Annotated in this window: 25 protein-coding genes; all 25 read left to right on the forward strand. The window is 41.5% G+C overall.

The genetic code is table 11. The features are described 5' to 3' along the window. Nucleotides 1-24: 24 nt before the first annotated feature. The 25 genes from NXH67_RS09755 to NXH67_RS09875 all read left to right on the forward strand — a co-directional run bounded on the left by NXH67_RS09755 (nucleotide 25) and on the right by NXH67_RS09875 (nucleotide 19633). Nucleotides 25-291 (forward strand): hypothetical protein, encoded by a 267-nt coding sequence (locus tag NXH67_RS09755; RefSeq protein ID WP_022776902.1) that lies wholly within the window; start codon nucleotides 25-27, stop codon nucleotides 289-291. Nucleotides 292-300: 9 nt separating this feature from the next. Beyond that, nucleotides 301-1713 (forward strand): 23S rRNA (uracil(1939)-C(5))-methyltransferase RlmD, encoded by a 1413-nt coding sequence (rlmD, locus tag NXH67_RS09760; protein WP_022776901.1) that lies wholly within the window; start codon nucleotides 301-303, stop codon nucleotides 1711-1713. A 176-nt stretch (nucleotides 1714-1889) separates the two neighbouring features. Further along, nucleotides 1890-2327 (forward strand): hypothetical protein, encoded by a 438-nt coding sequence (locus tag NXH67_RS09765; RefSeq protein ID WP_272797264.1) that lies wholly within the window; start codon nucleotides 1890-1892, stop codon nucleotides 2325-2327. Between the two features lie 89 nt (nucleotides 2328-2416). Then, the gene (locus tag NXH67_RS09770) at nucleotides 2417-2896 is read left to right on the forward strand and encodes an RNA polymerase subunit sigma-70 (protein WP_272797265.1); all 480 of its coding nucleotides are present in this window, start codon (nucleotides 2417-2419) and stop codon (nucleotides 2894-2896) included. Between the two features lie 115 nt (nucleotides 2897-3011). Further along, complete coding sequence (locus tag NXH67_RS09775) at nucleotides 3012-3404, forward strand: resolvase (protein WP_272797266.1); 393 nt, start codon at nucleotides 3012-3014, stop codon at nucleotides 3402-3404. Beyond that, nucleotides 3401-4114, forward strand: a complete 714-nt coding sequence (locus tag NXH67_RS09780; RefSeq protein WP_272797267.1) for a metallophosphoesterase — start codon at nucleotides 3401-3403, stop codon at nucleotides 4112-4114. The genes NXH67_RS09775 and NXH67_RS09780 overlap by 4 nt, the downstream gene beginning before the upstream one ends. A 234-nt stretch (nucleotides 4115-4348) precedes the next feature. Next, nucleotides 4349-4957 carry a DUF6088 family protein gene (locus NXH67_RS09785; protein ID WP_272797268.1) on the forward strand — a complete coding sequence of 203 codons (609 nt, stop codon included), beginning with the start codon at nucleotides 4349-4351 and terminating at the stop codon, nucleotides 4955-4957. Nucleotides 4958-5082: 125 nt separating this feature from the next. Further along, the gene (locus NXH67_RS09790; protein WP_035783510.1) at nucleotides 5083-5436 is read left to right on the forward strand and encodes an AbrB/MazE/SpoVT family DNA-binding domain-containing protein; all 354 of its coding nucleotides are present in this window, start codon (nucleotides 5083-5085) and stop codon (nucleotides 5434-5436) included. 3 nt (nucleotides 5437-5439) lie between these two features. Beyond that, nucleotides 5440-5730 carry a type II toxin-antitoxin system RelE/ParE family toxin gene (locus NXH67_RS09795; RefSeq protein ID WP_026488331.1) on the forward strand — a complete coding sequence of 97 codons (291 nt, stop codon included), beginning with the start codon at nucleotides 5440-5442 and terminating at the stop codon, nucleotides 5728-5730. 496 nt (nucleotides 5731-6226) lie between these two features. Continuing rightward, complete coding sequence (locus NXH67_RS09800; RefSeq protein WP_330676673.1) at nucleotides 6227-6472, forward strand: 23S rRNA methyltransferase; 246 nt, start codon at nucleotides 6227-6229, stop codon at nucleotides 6470-6472. Between the two features lie 139 nt (nucleotides 6473-6611). After that, nucleotides 6612-7115 (forward strand): GNAT family N-acetyltransferase, encoded by a 504-nt coding sequence (locus NXH67_RS09805; RefSeq protein WP_022761850.1) that lies wholly within the window; start codon nucleotides 6612-6614, stop codon nucleotides 7113-7115. A 133-nt stretch (nucleotides 7116-7248) separates the two neighbouring features. Continuing rightward, nucleotides 7249-7689 (forward strand): GNAT family N-acetyltransferase, encoded by a 441-nt coding sequence (locus NXH67_RS09810; protein WP_022776893.1) that lies wholly within the window; start codon nucleotides 7249-7251, stop codon nucleotides 7687-7689. A gap of 123 nt (nucleotides 7690-7812) precedes the next feature. After that, on the forward strand, nucleotides 7813-8361 hold the full coding sequence (locus NXH67_RS09815) for an HIT domain-containing protein (protein WP_330676677.1): 549 nt from the start codon (nucleotides 7813-7815) through the stop codon (nucleotides 8359-8361). 25 nt (nucleotides 8362-8386) lie between these two features. Further along, nucleotides 8387-9055 carry a DUF402 domain-containing protein gene (locus tag NXH67_RS09820; RefSeq protein ID WP_272797270.1) on the forward strand — a complete coding sequence of 223 codons (669 nt, stop codon included), beginning with the start codon at nucleotides 8387-8389 and terminating at the stop codon, nucleotides 9053-9055. A 55-nt stretch (nucleotides 9056-9110) separates the two neighbouring features. Then, nucleotides 9111-9464, forward strand: a complete 354-nt coding sequence (locus NXH67_RS09825; protein WP_272797271.1) for a GNAT family N-acetyltransferase — start codon at nucleotides 9111-9113, stop codon at nucleotides 9462-9464. Further along, complete coding sequence (locus NXH67_RS09830; RefSeq protein WP_272797272.1) at nucleotides 9448-10443, forward strand: phosphotransferase enzyme family protein; 996 nt, start codon at nucleotides 9448-9450, stop codon at nucleotides 10441-10443. Before NXH67_RS09825 ends, NXH67_RS09830 begins: the two co-directional genes overlap by 17 nt. Before the next feature lie 220 nt (nucleotides 10444-10663). After that, complete coding sequence (locus NXH67_RS09835) at nucleotides 10664-11668, forward strand: serine hydrolase domain-containing protein (protein WP_272797273.1); 1005 nt, start codon at nucleotides 10664-10666, stop codon at nucleotides 11666-11668. A 19-nt stretch (nucleotides 11669-11687) separates the two neighbouring features. Beyond that, nucleotides 11688-13178, forward strand: coding sequence for a serine hydrolase (locus NXH67_RS09840; protein ID WP_272797274.1), 1491 nt, complete (start codon nucleotides 11688-11690; stop codon nucleotides 13176-13178). Nucleotides 13179-13289: 111 nt separating this feature from the next. Continuing rightward, nucleotides 13290-14255 carry a phosphotransferase enzyme family protein gene (locus NXH67_RS09845; protein ID WP_272797275.1) on the forward strand — a complete coding sequence of 322 codons (966 nt, stop codon included), beginning with the start codon at nucleotides 13290-13292 and terminating at the stop codon, nucleotides 14253-14255. Between the two features lie 118 nt (nucleotides 14256-14373). Next, complete coding sequence (locus tag NXH67_RS09850; RefSeq protein WP_022776884.1) at nucleotides 14374-15555, forward strand: MerR family transcriptional regulator; 1182 nt, start codon at nucleotides 14374-14376, stop codon at nucleotides 15553-15555. Beyond that, a complete protein-coding gene (locus NXH67_RS09855) occupies nucleotides 15515-16156 on the forward strand; it encodes a GNAT family N-acetyltransferase (RefSeq protein ID WP_272797276.1) in 642 nt (213 codons plus the stop codon). Before NXH67_RS09850 ends, NXH67_RS09855 begins: the two co-directional genes overlap by 41 nt. A gap of 21 nt (nucleotides 16157-16177) precedes the next feature. Further along, a complete protein-coding gene (locus NXH67_RS09860) occupies nucleotides 16178-17065 on the forward strand; it encodes a GNAT family N-acetyltransferase (RefSeq protein WP_272797277.1) in 888 nt (295 codons plus the stop codon). Between the two features lie 8 nt (nucleotides 17066-17073). Then, entirely contained in the window at nucleotides 17074-17259 is a 186-nt protein-coding gene (locus tag NXH67_RS09865; protein ID WP_272797278.1) for a hypothetical protein, read from the forward strand. A gap of 121 nt (nucleotides 17260-17380) precedes the next feature. Continuing rightward, complete coding sequence (locus NXH67_RS09870) at nucleotides 17381-17806, forward strand: hypothetical protein (RefSeq protein WP_022776881.1); 426 nt, start codon at nucleotides 17381-17383, stop codon at nucleotides 17804-17806. Nucleotides 17807-17863: 57 nt separating this feature from the next. Then, nucleotides 17864-19633 (forward strand): ABC transporter ATP-binding protein, encoded by a 1770-nt coding sequence (locus tag NXH67_RS09875; RefSeq protein ID WP_272797389.1) that lies wholly within the window; start codon nucleotides 17864-17866, stop codon nucleotides 19631-19633. Nucleotide 19634 lies beyond the last annotated feature (1 nt).

Here is a 19634-nt window from a genome sequence, read left to right on the forward strand (position 1 = left end):
TATTAACAAATGGAGGGGCTACAAATGGAAGTAAAATCTAAGATTGATGACATTATTGAACTGACACGTATCAACGAACTTCTTGATAAGAGGGAAGCCGCTAACGCCAAGAAGCCTTCCAACGTGATCCTGTGGATCCTTGCTGTACTTGGATCGATTTCGGCTGTAGCAATCATTTCATACCTCGTATACCGCTACATGACACCGGCATTTGAAGATGATTATTATGATGACGACTTCGACGATTTCGATGATGATTTCGACGATGACGACTTCATGAAGGAAAGTTAAGAATTAAGAGTGAAGAAAAAAGATATAATCGAGGGAATTGTTAAACGCGTAGAATTCCCCAATAAAGGAATAATTGAAACAGAAGAAGGGAAGGTCGTTGTCAAGAACGTCCTTCCCGATCAAAAGGTATCGGTTCAGATACAGAAAGTTCGTAAGGATAAGGCAGAGGGGAGACTACTGGAAGTCCTGGAGGAGCCTTCGGATTCCCATGAGAGTCCCTGCATACATTTCGGTAAATGCGGCGGCTGCAGTTATCTGACGATGCCCTATGTTAAGGAGCTTGGTCTTAAGGAACAGCAGGTAAGGAAGCTCCTGCAGCCTGCTTTTGAGAGGCAGCAGGAGAGATGGACCTGGGAGGGAATCAAGACAAGTCCCATTAAGTATGCCTACAGAAACAAGATGGAGTTCACCTTTGGAGATGAAGTCATGGGTGGACCCCTTTCTTTGGGTATGCATAAGAGAGGTGGCTTCTACGATATTGTTACCGTAAGCGGCTGCAGAATTGTGGATGATGATTACAGAGCTATTCTATCTGCTACTGTGGATTACTTTTCTCCTATGTATGACAGGAAGGAGATCAGCTTCTATCACAGGATGAAGCAGGTAGGATACCTTAGACACCTTCTTGTGAGAAAGGCAGTAAAGACCGGAGATATTCTGGTAGACCTTATTACTACAACTCAGGAAGAGCATGATCTTACAGGATTCAAGGATGCCCTTTTATCATTGGAGCTCAGTGGTAGAATCGTGGGTATTCTTCATACCAGGAACGATGCCTTAGCTGATGCGGTTATTGATGAAGGAACCGAGATCCTCTATGGACAGGACTTCTTCTATGAGCAGCTCCTTGGTCTTAAGTTCAGGATCACACCTTTTTCCTTCTTCCAGACCAACAGCCTTAGCGCCGAGGTTCTGTACCAGACAGTAAGAGGCTACATTATATCTTTGTTTGATCAGAAGAAGATCAGGAAAGATGGCGTCATCTATGACCTCTATTCCGGAACCGGCACCATCGCCCAGCTTCTTGCACCTATAGCCGACAAGGTAATCGGCGTCGAGATCGTTGAAGAGGCCGTGGAGGCTGCCAAAGAGAACGCAAGGCTCAACAACCTTGATAACTGCGAATTTATTGCAGGCGACGTGCTCAAGGTCCTGGATGACATTGAGACCAAGCCGGATATGATAATCCTTGATCCGCCCCGTGACGGTATCAATCCCAAGGCTCTTAGCAAGATCATAGGCTACGGCGTTCCATATATGATCTATGTTTCCTGCAAACCTACGTCACTGGCCAGAGATCTGGAGATATTACAGGACAATGGGTATGCTATTTCCAGGGCGGTTGCGGTGGATCAGTTCCCGTGGACGAGTCATGTTGAAACCGTCGTCCTGTTAACGAAGACGAGCGGCAGCGAAGGCTGAGTGTTACAGGCGCGGTTGTTCTGGCGAGCCCCGTATTTTGGGGCGAGAGCAGAACTTCATTGTGAAATAGTGGTGGGACGCCACCACTTAACCATGCGGGTTTGAGGACTATTTAGAAGGAAACTGGTCGACTAAATCGAAGCAAAAATTATGTACTTTTAGCGGACAATGAACTTTTGGGGATAGGATTTCTTTTTCCTAAGGTGTATAGAGAAACGCTGGAAAGTATAGATAATGGTAAGTATGGTGAAGAAATGCAGAAGCTTTTCAGAGAAACACCTTATGCTGCAGTGGATGCAGAACGTGAACTGTTTATATGTGATAATTGTGGTAACTGGAAGGTGGATGCAAATCTATCATTGTACGCACCGAATGATATTGAGCTTTTAAAGAGGCGGTCGTATGGCGAAAAAACTGTTGAAGAACTTGGACACGAGCCTTGTGTAATGCGTTTTGATTTGGAAGAAAATTATCATTTGATAAGGGAATATAGTCATATTTGCAGTAAGTGTGGGAATGTTATGAAGAAAAATTCTGACATTATCCCAAGTATGCTACCGTGCCCTAAATGTGGCACAGAAAATGAAGTGGCGAACTTAATGCAGTGGGATTAATGCTTCTTGACTATTCCTTCCTTATAACTGATGTATGGTATACCGCTTCGGCGGACAAATACTATATGTCCAAATAAGGAGGTATCGCAATGAATGCAGAAATGGCACGTCAGATTACGGAGCTGCGACATAAGGGACTTGGGTATAAGTCCATAGTTGTTGGAACTTCTCGTGAGAATGTCAGGTACTATTGTAAGACACATGGCCTTGATGGATATGCAGAGCAGGTAAAGATGCAATATAGGGAGCATCGCAATACCCCTGATAACTGCAAGTATTGTGGAAAGCATCTTGTCAGAAAGCCTCATTCCGGGGAAAAGCTCTTTTGTTCAGATGAGTGCAGGAGAAGGTGGTGGAAAGAGCATCCTGAGGCAGGTAATAAATCCGCTGACGCTTATTACAATCAAGTCTGCACCTATTGTGGTCGCTTCTTTTCATCATATGGGAAGAAGGGCCGGAAGTATTGCTGCCACGACTGCTATATCATGGATCGGTTCTGGTCGGATGGTGATAAGGACAGAGTTGTAGCTAAGAGTCCAGACAGGAAGACAACAAAGATAGCGCTTTAAACAATAAACTGCTTGTTAATATGAATAGATTCATGGAGGGTGTCAATATTAAATTGACACTCTCTTTTTGAATGGCTATAATTGTGTCATAAAAATTTTGGCACAGGAGGTGAATATGATAACCACTTTGGAAGATGCTCTGAAAAGGATCAGTGAACTGGAAGTGGAAAATGCTAATCTGAAAGCTGAGCTTGAGGAATACAGAGGCCGTAAGTTTGCTGGCAGACAGAAACATGATGCGGCTTGGACGCAGTCATATAATGACTTTGTTGTCAAATTTGAAAGTGGTATGACGATCATGGAGATTGTAGCAGAAGGCAAAATAAGCAGGAGAACTGCATATCGTTACAAGGCTTATTATGATGCTTTACGTCAGACTGAAGCCACGTTGGAGATTAGCAACCTCAGACTTGGTGATTCAGGAAAAAAGGAGCTTGGAAGGATGCTCAATGGTGAGGCGACTCGTGAGGAGTTTCAGAAAGAACTTAAGGAGAAGTATAAGAAATGAAAGTTCTTGTAATACCTGATATCCATTTGAAAAGTTGGATTTTTGATATAGCAGAAGAAATAATACGCAGGGGCAAAGCTGATAGAGCAGTGTGCTTAATGGATGTCCCTGATGACTGGGATAAAGAGCTTGATATTGCACGCTATAGAGATACATTTGACCGGGCAATCAGATTCGCAAAAGAGCATCCTGATACTCTGTGGTGCTACGGCAATCATGACGTTAGCTATCCGTGGGGAAAACTGGAAACAGGTTATTCTCCATATGCAGAGCGAACGGTCATATCCAAACTGGAGGAGCTGACTAATGCGCTGCCAGATCCTTCACAGATAGCTATTATCCATAGGATTGATAATGTCCTTTTTTGCCATGGTGGGCTGACAGAAGACTTTGTGAGCTACTTGAATGAAGAACTAATTGATGCTGATATAGATGAGATTTTATCTGTTATAAATGAAGCCTCACCAAAATATCTTTGGAATGATCAATCTCCACTCTGGTTTAGGCCACAGCACAGAAATGTTGATGCTTTTAGAAAAGAGACATTTATGCAGGTTGTAGGGCATACTCCAGTTGATAAGATCTATGAGGAAAATGGATTTATCTCAACGGATGTATTTTCTACTTATCGAGACGGACGGCAAATCGGTGAATCTGCGATGGTAGTGATTGATTCGGTATCGAGGGAGTTTGAGAAGATAGAAGTGTAAAGGGGCGCGAATGATATATTTTACAAGTGATTTACATATGGGGCTTAAAGGCATCATAACTATGCAAAACAGGAACGAAGGTGTGCTCAGGTATGATGTCGGAGTGGATGCAAATAACTTTTATCCTGTGTCGGTGAAACAGATTATTGAGTTCTTTGAAATGCCACGATAATCATGTAGTAATCGTGACAATACGTCTGATAAATTATATAATCTATCTGACGAAAGGAATTCATGATGAGAGATAAATTTCAGACTGAAATAGAAAAAAGAATAGAAAGTTTTGATCCAAGGTATGCTTTTTCTGCAGTAGACTTTAGTGATATGGCTGGAACTGATCCGATAAATAAGGCATTATCAAGGCTTTGCGAAGCTGGAACAATACGAAGAATACTTAAGGGGATATATGATAAGCCTTCATACAGCGAATTTTTAGGAGAGTACCTTCCACCAAATATTGAGAAGGTTGTAGAGGCTATTGCTCGGAAGTATAATTGGACGGTTGCGCCTTCAGGAGAAATTGCACTTAATAAATTGCATTTATCAACACAGGTACCTGTTAATTATAGCTATGTCAGCGATGGCCCATATCGAAAGTACAAGATTGGAAATTATCTGGTTGAGTTTAAGCATTGCGCCAATAAGGAAATATCCGGCAAAAGTTTCATTACGATTATAGTTATTCAAGCAATTAAGAGTATTGGAAAAGATAGAATTCAGCCGAAAGACATAAGTATATTATCAGATTTGCTACCGGAAGAGGAAAAGAAAAAAATACTTCGTGAGGCAATGACAACCACACCGTGGATATATGGAGTTATAAAAGAGGTATGTAAAAAGTGACAACTATTGCTGATTTTTTTATGAAATAAATATAAGGTTAATTGAAATAACAAAGAAAGTGAGATACAATGAAACCAAGAAACAAAGAAATTTGTTTTTGGACTGTTTCGGTTAGGAGGTTCGTAATGATAGCTGAAATGAATAAAAAGATTATAAGCATTTCGTCAAAAAGACAGTTAACTATCCCAGGAGCTTTTTATGCAAAACTTGGGTTTGAAGATAAAGCAGAATGTATCATAAGGGATAATGAGTTGGTTATACGCCCGGCTAGAATTGATTCTAATGGTGAATTTGCAGAAGAGATTCTTTCTGATCTTATAAAGGAAGGATATTCTGGACAAGCTCTACTTAAGGAATTCAAGAATAGACAGGCAAAAGTAAGACCAGCAGTTAAGAAAATGCTTGATGACGCTCATAAGATGGCAACCGGAGAGCTTGAGTCGATGTCATATGATGATGTCTTCGGTGAGGAGGAATGATTAGTGGCAAAACTTATTATTTCTCCTGCAGCAGGTAAATATCTTAAAAAGATTAAGGATAAAAATCTTAAGGGGTTGTTTAAAGATGCAATTGATGAGATTGTTGAAGATCCATCCATAGGAGATGCAAAAGTAGGTGATCTGGAAGGAGTGTCTACCTACGATTTCAGGTATAACAAGACTGATTACAGAGTGGCTTATACAGTGGAATATGTAAATGATGAAACTGTAGTAGTGATTTTGGCAGGAACACACGAGAATTTTTACAAAGAATTAAAGAAGTATTGGAATTAAGAATAAGTATAGACGTGAGTGGAATTATGCAAGTCTGCTTGCACAATTGCCTCGAATTCGAGGCAATTAAAGGTGATGAATATAGTAAAAAGCAAAGAACATAAGTAATACGAGCAACTATTTCCAAAATGGAAATGGTTTAAAGGTAGCAGTTGTTGCCAAAAATGCAACAGCCGCTTCTTATTGCATTATAGGGGAACATAAATCCCTACGCACTGCATAAATCTTTAATGCAAATGCAGACAGGTTCTGATTTTAGCACATACTGAGGGTTAGAATACATCTGAATGTACAAAGGAAGATGTAGCATATACAGTAAATATCAGAAAAATGTATTTACCTAGTATTTTTAATACCCATAATTTCTATGTTTCTCAACGGGGGATACAGTATTAGTCCGTATATGTACATGCAAACATAGATGATTACGCATGTGGAGACTGCTGTTCTTTTGTCCCAACAAAAACCAGACGAGCATATCCGCATAAAGATTGACTTGGATGAGCTTGATGAAACCAGCGCAGAAACAAAAGCTACGTATGATAAGATTAGAGACTGGGTTGGGGATAATTATCAGCTTCATGTAACTAACCTTAATATTGCTCAGGTAAAAAGAAAGAACGGTATAGAGTTACGTGAAAATTATAATAAGCCAAAGTCAGATGATAGTAGACAACCGGGAATTACACCAGAGAAAGAGAAGGCTATCACAGAAGCGCTTAAGCATTTTAAGATGATTTGACGAAAGAGAGGCATTCTTTTATAGAGTGCCTCTTAAATTTTGCTCGTGAATACTTGGTTGTAGCTATTGTGTATGTTGGAAAGCCCTGCTATGCTATGATTATTTAGTGCGCGATTTATAATGGTGAAAGGTGAGCAGTATGGAACTTCGAAAGATTAACTTACAAGATGTAGAAGCACAGTGGGAGTATACAACGAATTTACCGGAAGACGAGAATGGTTTAACCAATTCTTATCGTGGAGTTTCTTTTGATGAGTATAAAGAAAAAGTTCTTCCTAAGCAGATTTCTCATGAAAACCCGGTAGATATGCCTGACTGGTTTGTACCTGAAACCTATTACTACTTATGGGATGAAGATAAACTAATTGGTGAGTTTAGGATAAGACATCACCTTACCGACGCTCTTCGTGAAGGCGCGGGTCACATAGGATATAGCATTTCAAAGGAGTATCGTGGCAAGGGATATGGAACGGAAGGGCTTAGATTAACTCTTTTAAAGGCAAAAGAGATCGTGCCTGAAGATGAAATCTACCTGCGCGTCAACAAGGATAATATCGCATCCCAAAAGGTAATGCTAAATAACGGAGCCTATAAGGTTGGCGAAGATGATGAGCATTTATTTATGAGGATTTTGAAAAGATAAGATTTGAAATATTGGAATACTCTAGGGAAGTTTAATGGAAGAGCTGTTTTTATACATGTACCAACGATAAAGCATGTTGATGAGAGCTTTGCTCAGACCATGAAGAAGGCAAAATTAACGGAGATTTGAATAAGTGAAATACAGGGAAATGACGGTAGATGATCTTCAGTATGTAGTTGAGAAAAACATTGAATACTACAATACTGTTGAAGAGTGCTGTTGGACATATGAAAAAGCATATAAGAGAATTCATCAGGTCTTAACGATGGAAGACTCTATGTGCATGATCCAAACAGATCAGGATGATAATATAACCGGATATCTTATGGGATATTTTAAGGAATATGATGATATACGAGGCTATTTTCTCGAGGAAATAGTGATATTTGTGGGGCATCAGGGAAAGGGCTATGGAACAGATTTTCTAAAGCATTTAGAAAAAGTAGTTAATGAGAATGATGCCTCAATAATAGAACTGAACAGCGTAAACGATGATAGACACATAAATTTTTATAGTAATTTAGGTTTCTACCCTGTAAGTAATTTTGTGATGATGGGGAAGTTTATGGAATGAAGGAAATTATAAAGGAATATGACAAAAATGATAGCGTTTGAGATAATGCTGGATCAATAAATCCAGTTTATGAAGGAGATAGAAAATGGAAGACTGCATTTTTTGTAAGATAGCTTTGGTGAAATACAGGGGCTAAGAATATATGAGAACGATGAAACGCTAGCATTTATGGATATAGCAAAGGATGTTGATGGTCATATCCTGGTTATTCCTAAGAAACACTGTAAGAACATTTTGGATTGTGATGCAGATACGCTTTCTGCCGTTGCGCAGACCGTAAAAACGGTTTCCAATCATCTGGCAGATCATTGTGGATATGACGGTATTAACTTGCTTAATGCCAGTGACGAAAGTGCCGGACAGTCTGTACCTCATTTCCATATTCACATAATCCCCAGAAAAAGAGATGATGGAATAGATGCGTGGCCAAAATTTGAAGGGGCGAAGGAAGATATTCAAGCTGTATTCGACAAGGTAAGGGTTAACACAGTTACTATAGATGGTGATGATGCTACTTGGAATCGTAACATAGAAGAGCGTAATAAAAGAATCGAAGAAGGAAATGGTGGATCAGACTTTTATGTGGATGAAGGCTTGCTAAATAAGTTACTATCTATGTTTGAAATACCTGAAAAAGCTGAGATGGATGTCTGGTATGAATTGAATCGTTAAAAAACTGGAAAAGTGGAGAATGATAATGAAGCACAAGAGACTTAATAGAGATGGTTGGGGATTCCAGTATTATCCATATTATCAGATGAGAATTGACTGCGAGAGCTTTCATGGATTGGTTTGTCTCATCAGATTTACTGATGGAGAAGCAAATTATTGGGAAACTCCTAAGGCAGGTAGAATACAGGTTACTGGAGAGGACATGACCTGGCTGGAACTGATTCCAGACAATACCAGCAGAGTTATAACTGTAAAGTATTTTCCGGATGATACTCACGACGTGGAAAGAGCAAACTATCCCGAGAGTTTTTACGCTAAGTATCGTCCATCAATCTGGTACGTAGATATCATTGAAGGTCTTGAATATGATGAAGATGGTATAGCCGTTTTCATAGACAAATATCTGGATGTTATCTTTACTCCTGAAGGTGATGTGAAAATCGATGATCGCGATGAACTGGATCAGGCGCATGACACAGGAGAATTGTCAGATGAGCAATATGAGGATGCGCTTAAGGAATGTGACCTGATATTAAATGAACTTTGCTCTGATATAGCAAAAACCAACGCATGGTGCGCAGAAGTAAGAGAAATTGTAGAAAAAAGAATAGCCGCGGGTGAAGCTATAACAAAATGCCGTGAGGTTTTACAATTAGAAAAGCAGGGAGGCAGCAAAATGGAAGATATATGCTGACAGCATCAAAAAGCGTACCTGCATTCAAGGTCGGAAACGTCGGAGAAGAGAATAAGTGGGTAACACTATATGCCTATATGGCGCAGGAATGAGAAAATGGCGGGAGTATGCTGAAAATGAATTTCGTGACAGGGGAGATTTCTTTTACGATAATCCAGAGATTGCGGAAAAATACGGACTGGTCACCTGTATGGGCAGAGAACCCATAGGATTTGTTACCTGGGATCCGCGTAATCGACTTGAGTATGTCGAAATCGGGCAGAATGGAATCAGGGAAAAGTATAAGAGACAGGGATACGGACACAGGCAGCTGGAAGAAGCAGTTCGCAGGATTAAAGAGTATGAAGGTTTGAAAAGGATTATAGTGTGTAGGAGAAACAGGAGGTATCTGATTGCATCAAATAATTGAACAAGCTCAAAAACTATATCCGCTTGAGGACTGCATTCTTACCCCGGTATCCGGGCACGAAGGCGGACGGAACCGGATATTTATCGTCAGTCGTAACGGTATTAAGCAGTACGTTCTTCGTATCTCCGACATCGGAGACCGCAGCGAGGCAGATTATCTCGCGGAAACAGAGTTTGTGCATTTCCTGGCGGAAAACGCTGCGCCCGTGGCGGATGTGATCCCATCTGTTCATGGCAGGTTGGTGGAGTGCGTGGAAGCGGATGGTGAGGCTGTATATGTCAGCCTGTTTGAATATGCCAAAGGAATGCTCCTGGCGGATAATGGCTACCGTTACCGGGAAGGAGCACCTTTGAGTGAATATTTCTATAACAGCGGCAAGACCCTGGGCGCGATCCACAGGCTTTCCAGATTATATACGCCGCTTCATCCGCGCACGGATTATTTTGACAAGTATAATATGACATGCCTAAACAGACTGATTCCTGACGAATACGGTGAATTGAAGAAGGCGATAACCAAACGTCTGGACGCATTTCATGCGCTCCCGAAGGATTCAAACTGCTATGGCCTGGTTCACTTTGATTTTAGCGATGGCAACTATCATATCGACATGGATACAGGCCGGATCACTGTGTTTGATTTTGACAACTGCATGAACTGCTGGTATATGTTCGACCTTGCCAATCTCTGGATACACAACGAAGGGTGGACAAGGCAGGAAAACGACCCGGCAAAGCGACTTGCGCTGATGCAGCAGTGCTTCGAGCTTCAATTGCAGGGTTACAAGACGGAAACAGATATTGCGGAAGAGATGCTTAAGCAGCTGCCATTGTTCATAGACATGGTGCTTATCGAGAATATCGTTGATGAGTTTGAATGCTGTGAACGTGAAGGCGAAGAACCTGATTATGAAGATATTGAGGATGCCGCGCGCTGTCTCATTGGATCGATACCGTATGCCGGATTTGGCGGAAACTGAATTAACGTTTTTGACCCTTGGGGGACGGGGATAGGGGGCCATAATATTTTATGTACTAAGACGTCTGCGAATACTGATCGAGCTTGTATATCGCGAGCGTGATGAGGAATGATATGATGATAGAAACGGAAGGAACGTAAGGCCGTATGCCTTTATTGAGAATATAATAACGCATGCTGATCACAGAGGAATCAGTAATCTGTGGGAGAAGAGCTTCGATATGAAAATAGAAATGGATAAGGAATTCAGAGGAAATGCATATATCATTCGAAATGAAGATGTGCTCTTGAGTTACAGCGGTGGTTTTGCGGATCTGGCGAATGAGATACCGAATACGCTGAACACAAGATTTGCAACTGCATCCATGGGAAAGACATTTGTTGCTGTGGGGATCCTTCAGCTGATCGAAGCAGGGAAACTGGGATTTGAAGATACTCTTGGGACTATCCTTGATATCGATCTGAAAAGCATTGATCCGGGTGTCACCGTGAAGCAGCTTTTGAACCATACTTCCGGCGTTCCGGATTATTTCGATGAGTCGGTCATGGATGATTATGAAGCCCTGTGGACGGATTATCCGAATTACAGGATAAGACATAATAAGGACATGCTCCCGTTGTTTATAGATGAACCCATGATGTATCCGAAGGGTGAGAGATTTCAATATAATAATTCCGGGTATGTACTGCTCGCTCTGATCATGGAAAAGATTACGGGGGGAGATTTCGACATATATCTGAAAAGAAATGTTTTCGATCCGTGTGGTATGGATTCTACTGGATACTTCGAATTTGATAAACTGCCTGCAAAATGTGCAAACAGCTACATTTATTGTCCCGAAATGGAAGATTATCGCACGAATATTTATTCCGTCGGAGCAAAGGGAACCGGTGACGGAGGAGCATTCGTAACCATAGAGGATATCGTGAAGTTCTGGAACGGTCTGATCCGACATGAACTGCTCTCAGAGGAAATGGTAACGGAGATGTTTTCCAAGCAGAGCGGAGACGGGAAGGATCCGGAAGAGGGATACTATGGCTACGGAGTATGGATCATCGATAATCCCGAAGGACAGGATTATGTATATATGCAGGGAGTCGATGACGGAGTGAGTGCAATTTCCGAATACAATCCAAATAACGGGATGATCACAGTCATGCTCAGTAATTATGGTGATAATGTGTGGTCGAGAATGAGGAAGATCCGAGAGGAAGCGTATGTCTAGGCGGAAAGCGGAGAAGGCTATGAAGACGGTAGATATTTTGGGAGCGAACCGGTTTGATAATTATACAAAGACACGCGACGGCAGCAGAGCGATCATCATACATGACGGAAAGATTCTTCTTGCGCATGAATCAAACTCCGGTTGGTGGCTGCTTCCGGGTGGAGGAATTGAACAAGGAGAAAGTCCTGCGGACTGCGTGATTCGCGAGGTCGAAGAAGAAACGGGCCTTATCGTCCGCTTGACAGAGCAGTTTTTGACGATGCACGAATATTACGAAGAATACCGTTATACGGGGTATTTCTTTGTCTGCGAAGTAACCGGAAAAGGGCAGATGAGACTTACCGATGTTGAAAAGCAGCGCGGAGTACAGCCGGAATGGATTCCGTTGCAGGATGCAATCGAACTGTTCTCAAAACATGAATCATACGCGGACATAAGCGAGGAAAAAAGAGGCTCATATCAGCGGGAATATATAGCGCTTAAAGACTATATGAATCATGAGTCCGAAAACTCTGAGAGACAAATATTTGAATGCTTCCCGGGGGTGAGCTGTGCTTACAGGGATGCAGCGGGAAGAGAAACTTTAAAATATGACGGGGTTGCCGACAAAGAAAGCGGTATTCCGGTGGATGGCGACACCGCTTTTCCGGCCTGTTCGATATCAAAGTTTGTTACTGCCATAACCGTGATGAAGCTTCAGGAACAGGAGCTTTGCAATATCGACGAACCTGTCAACCGCTATCTTCATCAGTGGAAGCTGCTTGCTTCTGACGGAAAAGAAAGCAATGCAACCATAAGATCGATTCTTAATCATACCTCCGGGATAGTTGATGGGGAAGATTCTTTTTACGGGCTTCGCCGTAACGACCCTCAGGTCAGTGTATTGGATGTTTTGGAGGGCAGAACTCCATATAATAAGCGACGCACCGCATCGGAAAAACAGCCCGGAACAGAATTTGAATACAGCGATGCGGGCTATTGTGTGCTGCAATTGATGATTCAGGAGGTTATGCAAGCCGACTTTGAAGAAGTCGTTACCAAATATGTTTTTTCGCAGTTAGGACTTAAGAAGACGTTCTTTGCTTCACTTAAGACTATAGAACTTCGGGAAAAAGAACGGAATTTGGCTGCAGGATATGACGGTGAAGGTGTATTAATCCCCGGTAAATACCCGCAGATTCCGGACCTTGCCGCTTCAGGCTTATGGAGTACGCCTTATGAACTGATGATGATTGCAAAAGAATTTAATGAGGCGGTAAATGGCAGGAACTCGTTTTTGAGCAGGGAATCTGCCCGGGAGATGATTAAGCCGACAGAAGATTTTTCGTGGATTGGCCTTGGTCTGTTCCTGCGAGGCAATGACACGATGGTGTCGCAGGGCTGGGGAGAAAACGGACAGAGCATGCTGAAAATGAATTTCGTGACAGGAGAGATTTCTGTTGTTATGACAAACCGAAATCCCGAGGTAGATCAGTCTGAGTCCGGAGTAGAGCAGCTTACGGCATTGTGAGTTTTTGCCCACTGCAAACGACGTCGAAGTCTGCTGTTTACTTGAACAATTAAAATCTGCAAAGGAGCATATCGAGATTACAGATAGAGATCATAAGTTGAGGGGTTAATTATGGAGCACGACTGCATACAAGAGGCGTTAGCCAATTACAATATCAATGCGTCGGAAATAGAATTGCTGAGACACAATGAGAATCTGACCTATCGTGTAGGAAAGGACTATTTGTTGCAGATTCATGAGCCGGCAGAGGGGTTTACGGCAGATTTTTTTTATGACGGTTTTGATCGTATCGAGATTTATAAAGCAGAGCTTGCATTTCAGGAATACTTAAAGAACCGGGGCATGCAGATACGTGAAGCAGTTGAGAATCGTTGGGGTGAACGCATAACGAAATTGCATAATGGTACGTATGTTACGCTTTCAAAATGGATCGAAGGCGAATCGTTAGTCAAACTTGAATTGAATGATGAGATATGTTATCAGATAGGCGGGATGCTCGCTTGTTTGCATCAGAATGCAAAGGGTTTCCGGGCATCTCCGGTAAAATCATACGATAAGGAACATTGTGAATGTACGAGAAAAAGAATACAGGCGTTGGAAAATCTGAAGTTGAGTACTGAGTATTCGGCGATCATGCAAAAGTGCTGTGACCATGCCGGGACAGTATTGGAAAAAGCGCAGGATGAATTTCATATGATCCATGGTGATCTGTCTGTGTCAAATATCCTGCAAACACCTGGAGGGCTGGTGCCAATTGATTTTTCGTTTTTCGGAATGGGACATCCGATGTATGATCTTGCAGTTCTGTTTGGAAATATCAGCGGATTGGTACGCAGACAACAAATGGCAGAAGGCTATCGGAATGCAGGCGGAACAATCCGTTATGACGTGCTAGATGCTTGTTTTATACTTTCGTTGTTAGATTGTATCGGAATTCATTATGAACAGTGGGGTAAGCAGGAATGGTTTTTGCCCAGAATGGTACGGTGGCATAAGGAAAACCTGGAACCGTATGTGCAGGGAGAGCGCATATATGCGGATGATTTTTATCTGTTGCACGTGCAGAGCACAGGTTAAGAAGCGTTATCATACAACTTAGAAACTTAGAAATTTTTGAAAAAACAAAAAGCCTGTTGACTCTTCCCTTAGGGAATCCCTTAAGGTGGTTTTATAAACAAATAAGGAGGTTCCCAAAATGGAAAAGAAAATGACATCAGGAGAAATGGCAAAGAAAGCGGGAGTATCACAGAAGGCAATACGTCTTTATGATGAAAAAGGGCTACTTAAACCCACCGAATACTCTGAAGGTAACTATCGTCTTTACGATGACGCAGCACTGCAGATTTTGGAAAAGATTGTGGCACTTAAGCAGATAGGGTTTTCCCTCGAAGAAATCAGAGATAATCTAAAGAGCGGTGAAGCCAGTGACATTAAGGGCGCACTGGAAATTCAGCTTCAGAAGATGGAGGAAAAGAAATATCAACTGGAGAAGATCACTGACGCAATTAAAAGAACTTTGGCACGAAAGGAAGAACTTGACTGGGATGACGTTGCAGAAATCGTACAGTATGTAAGTGCTGACCAGTCTGCTGATGAGCGCCACTGGGATGCACTGAAGCATACAAGCGGAGAACTTGACTGGTATGTGAGAATCTTCAATTCTCTTGATCTTAAAGACGGAAAAAGAGTTCTTGATCTGGGATGCGGATACGCTAAGCTCTGGAGAAACAATTGGACTGACATTCCCAAGGGAACAAAGATTACAGGGTATGACATTCACGGCAGCTGGGCAGATGATTTTGCAAGGTTCATTCCTGAGAATAAAGATAAACTGCCTGAAGGCGCAGACATTAAGCTTGAATTTGCAGATCTTGAGGATGAGAAGACCTGGGATAAGATTGATGAAAATGGCGAATATGACGTAGTTATAGCTCATTACCTTGATTCTGAGATAAAAGATATCGAAGCTATCGTGGCACATGCCAGCAAGGTAGTCGCAGAGGATGGTCTGTTTTCTTTCAACGGTGCTAACGTGGCAAACTGGAACAATCTCTTTAAAGAAGCTATTGAAGCTATAGGAGAAGACTCATCATTCATAGATGAAACAATAGCAGGTCAGACAGAGAAGAGAAATCAGTATATATCCATGATGGAGAAATGTTTTGCAAGGGTGGAGTCAGTTCTTTTGCCTAATTTTTGGCATTACACTGAGGCAAAAGAAATCGTGGAGAAGATGAAGGATTACTACAGGGCTCATGAGAAAGCTATTGCCGGATATGAGAACAAGCTCCTTGCATATTTTGAAGATAAAATTGAAAAAGACGGTGAGTTTGTGCTTGAGGCAAGAAGTCAGTTCTGGCATTGCTACAAAAAGTGACCGGATTCAAGAAGAGTACAGAGAAGTTGAAAACCTTGTAAGGGAGTCCTTCTGGAACGTGTATCGCCCGGGATGTAGTGAGCATTATGTTATACATGTCCTTAGGGATGATCCTGCTTTTGTAAAAGAACTTGATTTTGTCATGGAGAAAGACGGCAAGCTTATCGGTCAGAACATATTTATGAAAACTACTATTGAGGCAGATGATGGAAAGACTATCGATGTTCTTACAATGGGACCGATCGGCATCGCTCCTGAGCTTAAAAGAAAAGGATATGGCAAGGCAATCCTGGACTACTCTCTTGAAAAGGCTGCAGAAATGGGCTTTGGAGCGGTGCTTTTTGAAGGGAATATTGGTTTCTATGGACACAGCGGCTTTGACTATGCCAGCAAGTTCGGAATCAGATACCATGACCTTCCGGAAGATGCTGATTCTTCATTCTTCCTATGCAAGGAGCTGATTCCCGGATATCTTGATGGGATCACCGGTGTGTACCAGACTCCAAAGGGCTACTATGTTGAAGATGCTGATGTTGAAGAGTTTGATAAGAACTTTCCGCCAAAAGAAAAGCTTAAGCTGCCCGGACAGATTTTTGAGTAAACTATAAGGAAGATATTGATTATGAGAGCTGATATAGATTTTAAGAATTATACTGACAGTGATTATGAGGCCTTGTGCTCTTTTCTGATTGCATTAAATGAGAACGATGACAGGCATATTAACTGGAACTGGGCAAGGCTGGAATGGATGATTGAACATCCTGAATTTGATAAGAGCTTAAAGAATTCCATTGGCCTTTGGACTGTGGACGACAAAATCGTTGGCGCTGCTATCTACGATATGTATTTTGGCGAGGGCTTTTGTGGAGTACTTCCGGAGTATAAAGATTTATATAAGGCCGTTCTGGAATATGCCTGCAAAGTGCTTAGGGATGATTCCGGCTTCGGACTGGCAATCTGTGATGAGAATACGGACGAATTAGAGATGACAAAGAGTCTTGGATTTACACCTTCGGACCTGGATGAGACCATCATGGAAAGGAGTCTTGATGGTCGCTTACTTGATGCAAAACTCCCGGATGGCCTTAAGTTATTTTGTCCGGATCCTGTGAAGGATGCTTATGACCTTCAATGGCTTTTCTGGCAGGGATTTGATCATGGTGAGGATAAAGCAGAATTTGAGAGAGAAGAGGAGATTGTTCCAAGAGTCAGAAAGCATTTTAATAAGGACTTAGGTGTTGCAGCAGTAAATGAAAAGGGAGAAATGGTGGCCTGTTGTCTGCTTTGGTATATGGCAGGGACTGATTATGTTTATGTTGAGCCTGTCTGTACTATACCGGCATACAGAGGGAAGGGCATTGCAAAAGCCTTGATATTTGAGGCATTTCGCAGAGCCAAAAACCTTGGAGCAACCAGGGCTTACGTGATTTCCGATATGGAATTCTATGAGAGGCTTGGCTTCAGGAAGAAACATCATTATTCATTTTTCTGGAAAAAGGATGGCAAGTAAGGAGATACATGATAAAAATAGAGACGGAAAGGCTACTCCTGCATCCGATATCAGATGAGGAAATGCAGAAGATTATAGATGACGAGAAAAATCCGGAAATGCAGAAGGCATATTCAGAGATGCTTCAAGGATGCCTTGATAACCCGGAAGACAGAGTATGGTTTGCAACCTGGAACATGGAACTTAAGGAATAGCAATCTTTCAATTTTGTTAGATTATCGATATTTAATTGTCATTTGTTATAAATCATTTTATAATTTCACTATAAAAAATGAAAATGGATGATATAAAATCCATTTTAATAGGGGGTATATAATGAAGACTTTTGAAGCACCACAGTTAATGGAACTTGGTATCGATTTTACAGCTGAAGGTGTTTTTGGCGGAAGTGGAACTCCTGTTCCGAATCCACCCAGCGCATGGCTTAATGACGATAACAACAATGGCGGATCTCATACAGACGTCAGAGTACACTTCCAGAATCCATTAAATCAGGTTTGTGAGAGATTCAGTATCTATATTGATTCAATAATACCAATTAAGAGCTTTGGAAGTTCTGAGTATACAATAACAAAAGAATCTGATACATCTTTTCGTATTGATGTTAATAGACATCTTAATGCTAACGAATGGACAGATTTCGTTTTCCAAGCTATTGTTGAAGGCGGTTCTATTCGTGAATCAGGTACAAGTGGTACAATGACTGAACTTAAAATAAGAGATGTACAGGCTATTAACTAATTATTTAAGATTTTTATTGGAGCACCACATATGAACGTGGTGCTTCTTTTTTACGATATGGGGAAGATAAGTTATTATTTCAACAAAATTAAAGAAGGAAAGCTAAAAGACAAGCTATTGATATTCAAGTGGATATATGGATATGCAATAAACCATATACCCGCTATTGTAATATACACTTTACTTGGCATGACCGGAATAATACTTGGTCTTTTTACAAGTCTTAATTCACGAGACCTGGTAGATATAATCACAGGACATCGCACAGGGGAACTTTTGCGCACATTTATGATCATGATTGTACTTACAGTAGTGAATACTTGTGTTTCGCAGATATCAAGTTACCTTTCTACCAAAATCAGTCTTAAGGTTAATAATGAGATAAAGGCGCAGATCTTTGAAGGAATATTACAAACGGATTGGCAATCCCTGTCTAAATATCATTCCGGTGACCTTGTTATGAGATGCGGAAGTGACGCTTCCAATATTGCATCAGGAATTTTGACACTCGTACCAAACCTTATAATCTATATTTTCAGATTTGCATCCGCTTTATATATGGTTTGCATATACGATTGGACATTTGCAATTTTTGCGCTTGCCAGCATCCCGATAACACTGATCAGTTCGCGCTATTCTATGAAGATGATGAGAAAGAGCGGAATGGGAACTATGTCAGCATCCGCCAGAATGAACGGTTTTCATCAGGAGACCTTCTCGAATATTCAGACAATAAAAGCTTTTGATATGCTGGCATATCACATAGACAGGCTAAAAGAAATACAAAAAGGATATTCAGAAGCTACGCTTAAGTATCAGAAGATATCAATGCTCAATACTTTTATACTGACATTTGTATCTATGCTTGTATCCTACTCTGCACAGGCATGGGGCGTATACAAGGTTTGGAGCGGAGCTATCACATACGGAACAATGACCATGTTTATAGGCCTTTCAAGTTCTCTTACAGGCTCAGTTTCCAATCTTATCAGTTTTGTACCAACATCTCTTAGCTTGTTTAACTCAGCTGACCGAGTTAAAAGCATACTGGACCTTCCAAGAGATGATTATTCCAATGCCGAAGAGGTTGAAAGATTTGGACAGGAGCATGCAGGTAAGGGAATAGGAGTAGAAGCCAGGAACGTGTCATTTGCTTACGAAGGTGCAGAAAATGTCTTTTCCAAGGCTGAATTTAATGCTAATCCTCATGAGACAGTTGCATTTGTCGGACCTTCAGGCGAAGGAAAGACAACTATGCTAAGACTTCTTCTTGCTATAATAAGACCCGGTGAGGGACAGGTGCGTATAACGACCGGTGATGGGGAACTTGAAGATAGTCTCTATGCAACAGCTGCAACGAGAAGTCTTTTTGCATATGTTCCACAAGGAAATACAATGTTCTCGGGAACTATAGCTCAAAATATGAGAAATGTAAAAAAGGATGCAACGGATGACGAGATCATCAAAGCCCTGAAAATGGCTTGCGCGTGGGACTTTGTCAAGAAACTTCCTGAAGGCATAAACAGTGAGATGGGAGAGCACGGCAGTGGCTTTTCAGAGGGACAGGCCCAGAGGTTGTCTATTGCCAGAGCAATCCTTAGACAGTCGCCTATACTTCTTCTGGATGAAGCAACCTCTGCTCTTGATGTATGGACAGAAAAAGAGGTCCTTAAGAATATCATGGCAGATGAATATCCTAGGACCACTATTATTACTACACATAGACCTTCAGTATTAAAACAATGCGATAGAGTATATGCTATCAGAAACGGCAACTGTTGTAAGTTATCTGATGAGGAAATCAGCGAGATGGAAAGCATCGCCTGAA

The organism is Butyrivibrio sp. DSM 10294, assembly GCF_028539135.1.
In the GTDB taxonomy this organism is placed as follows: domain Bacteria; phylum Bacillota; class Clostridia; order Lachnospirales; family Lachnospiraceae; genus Butyrivibrio.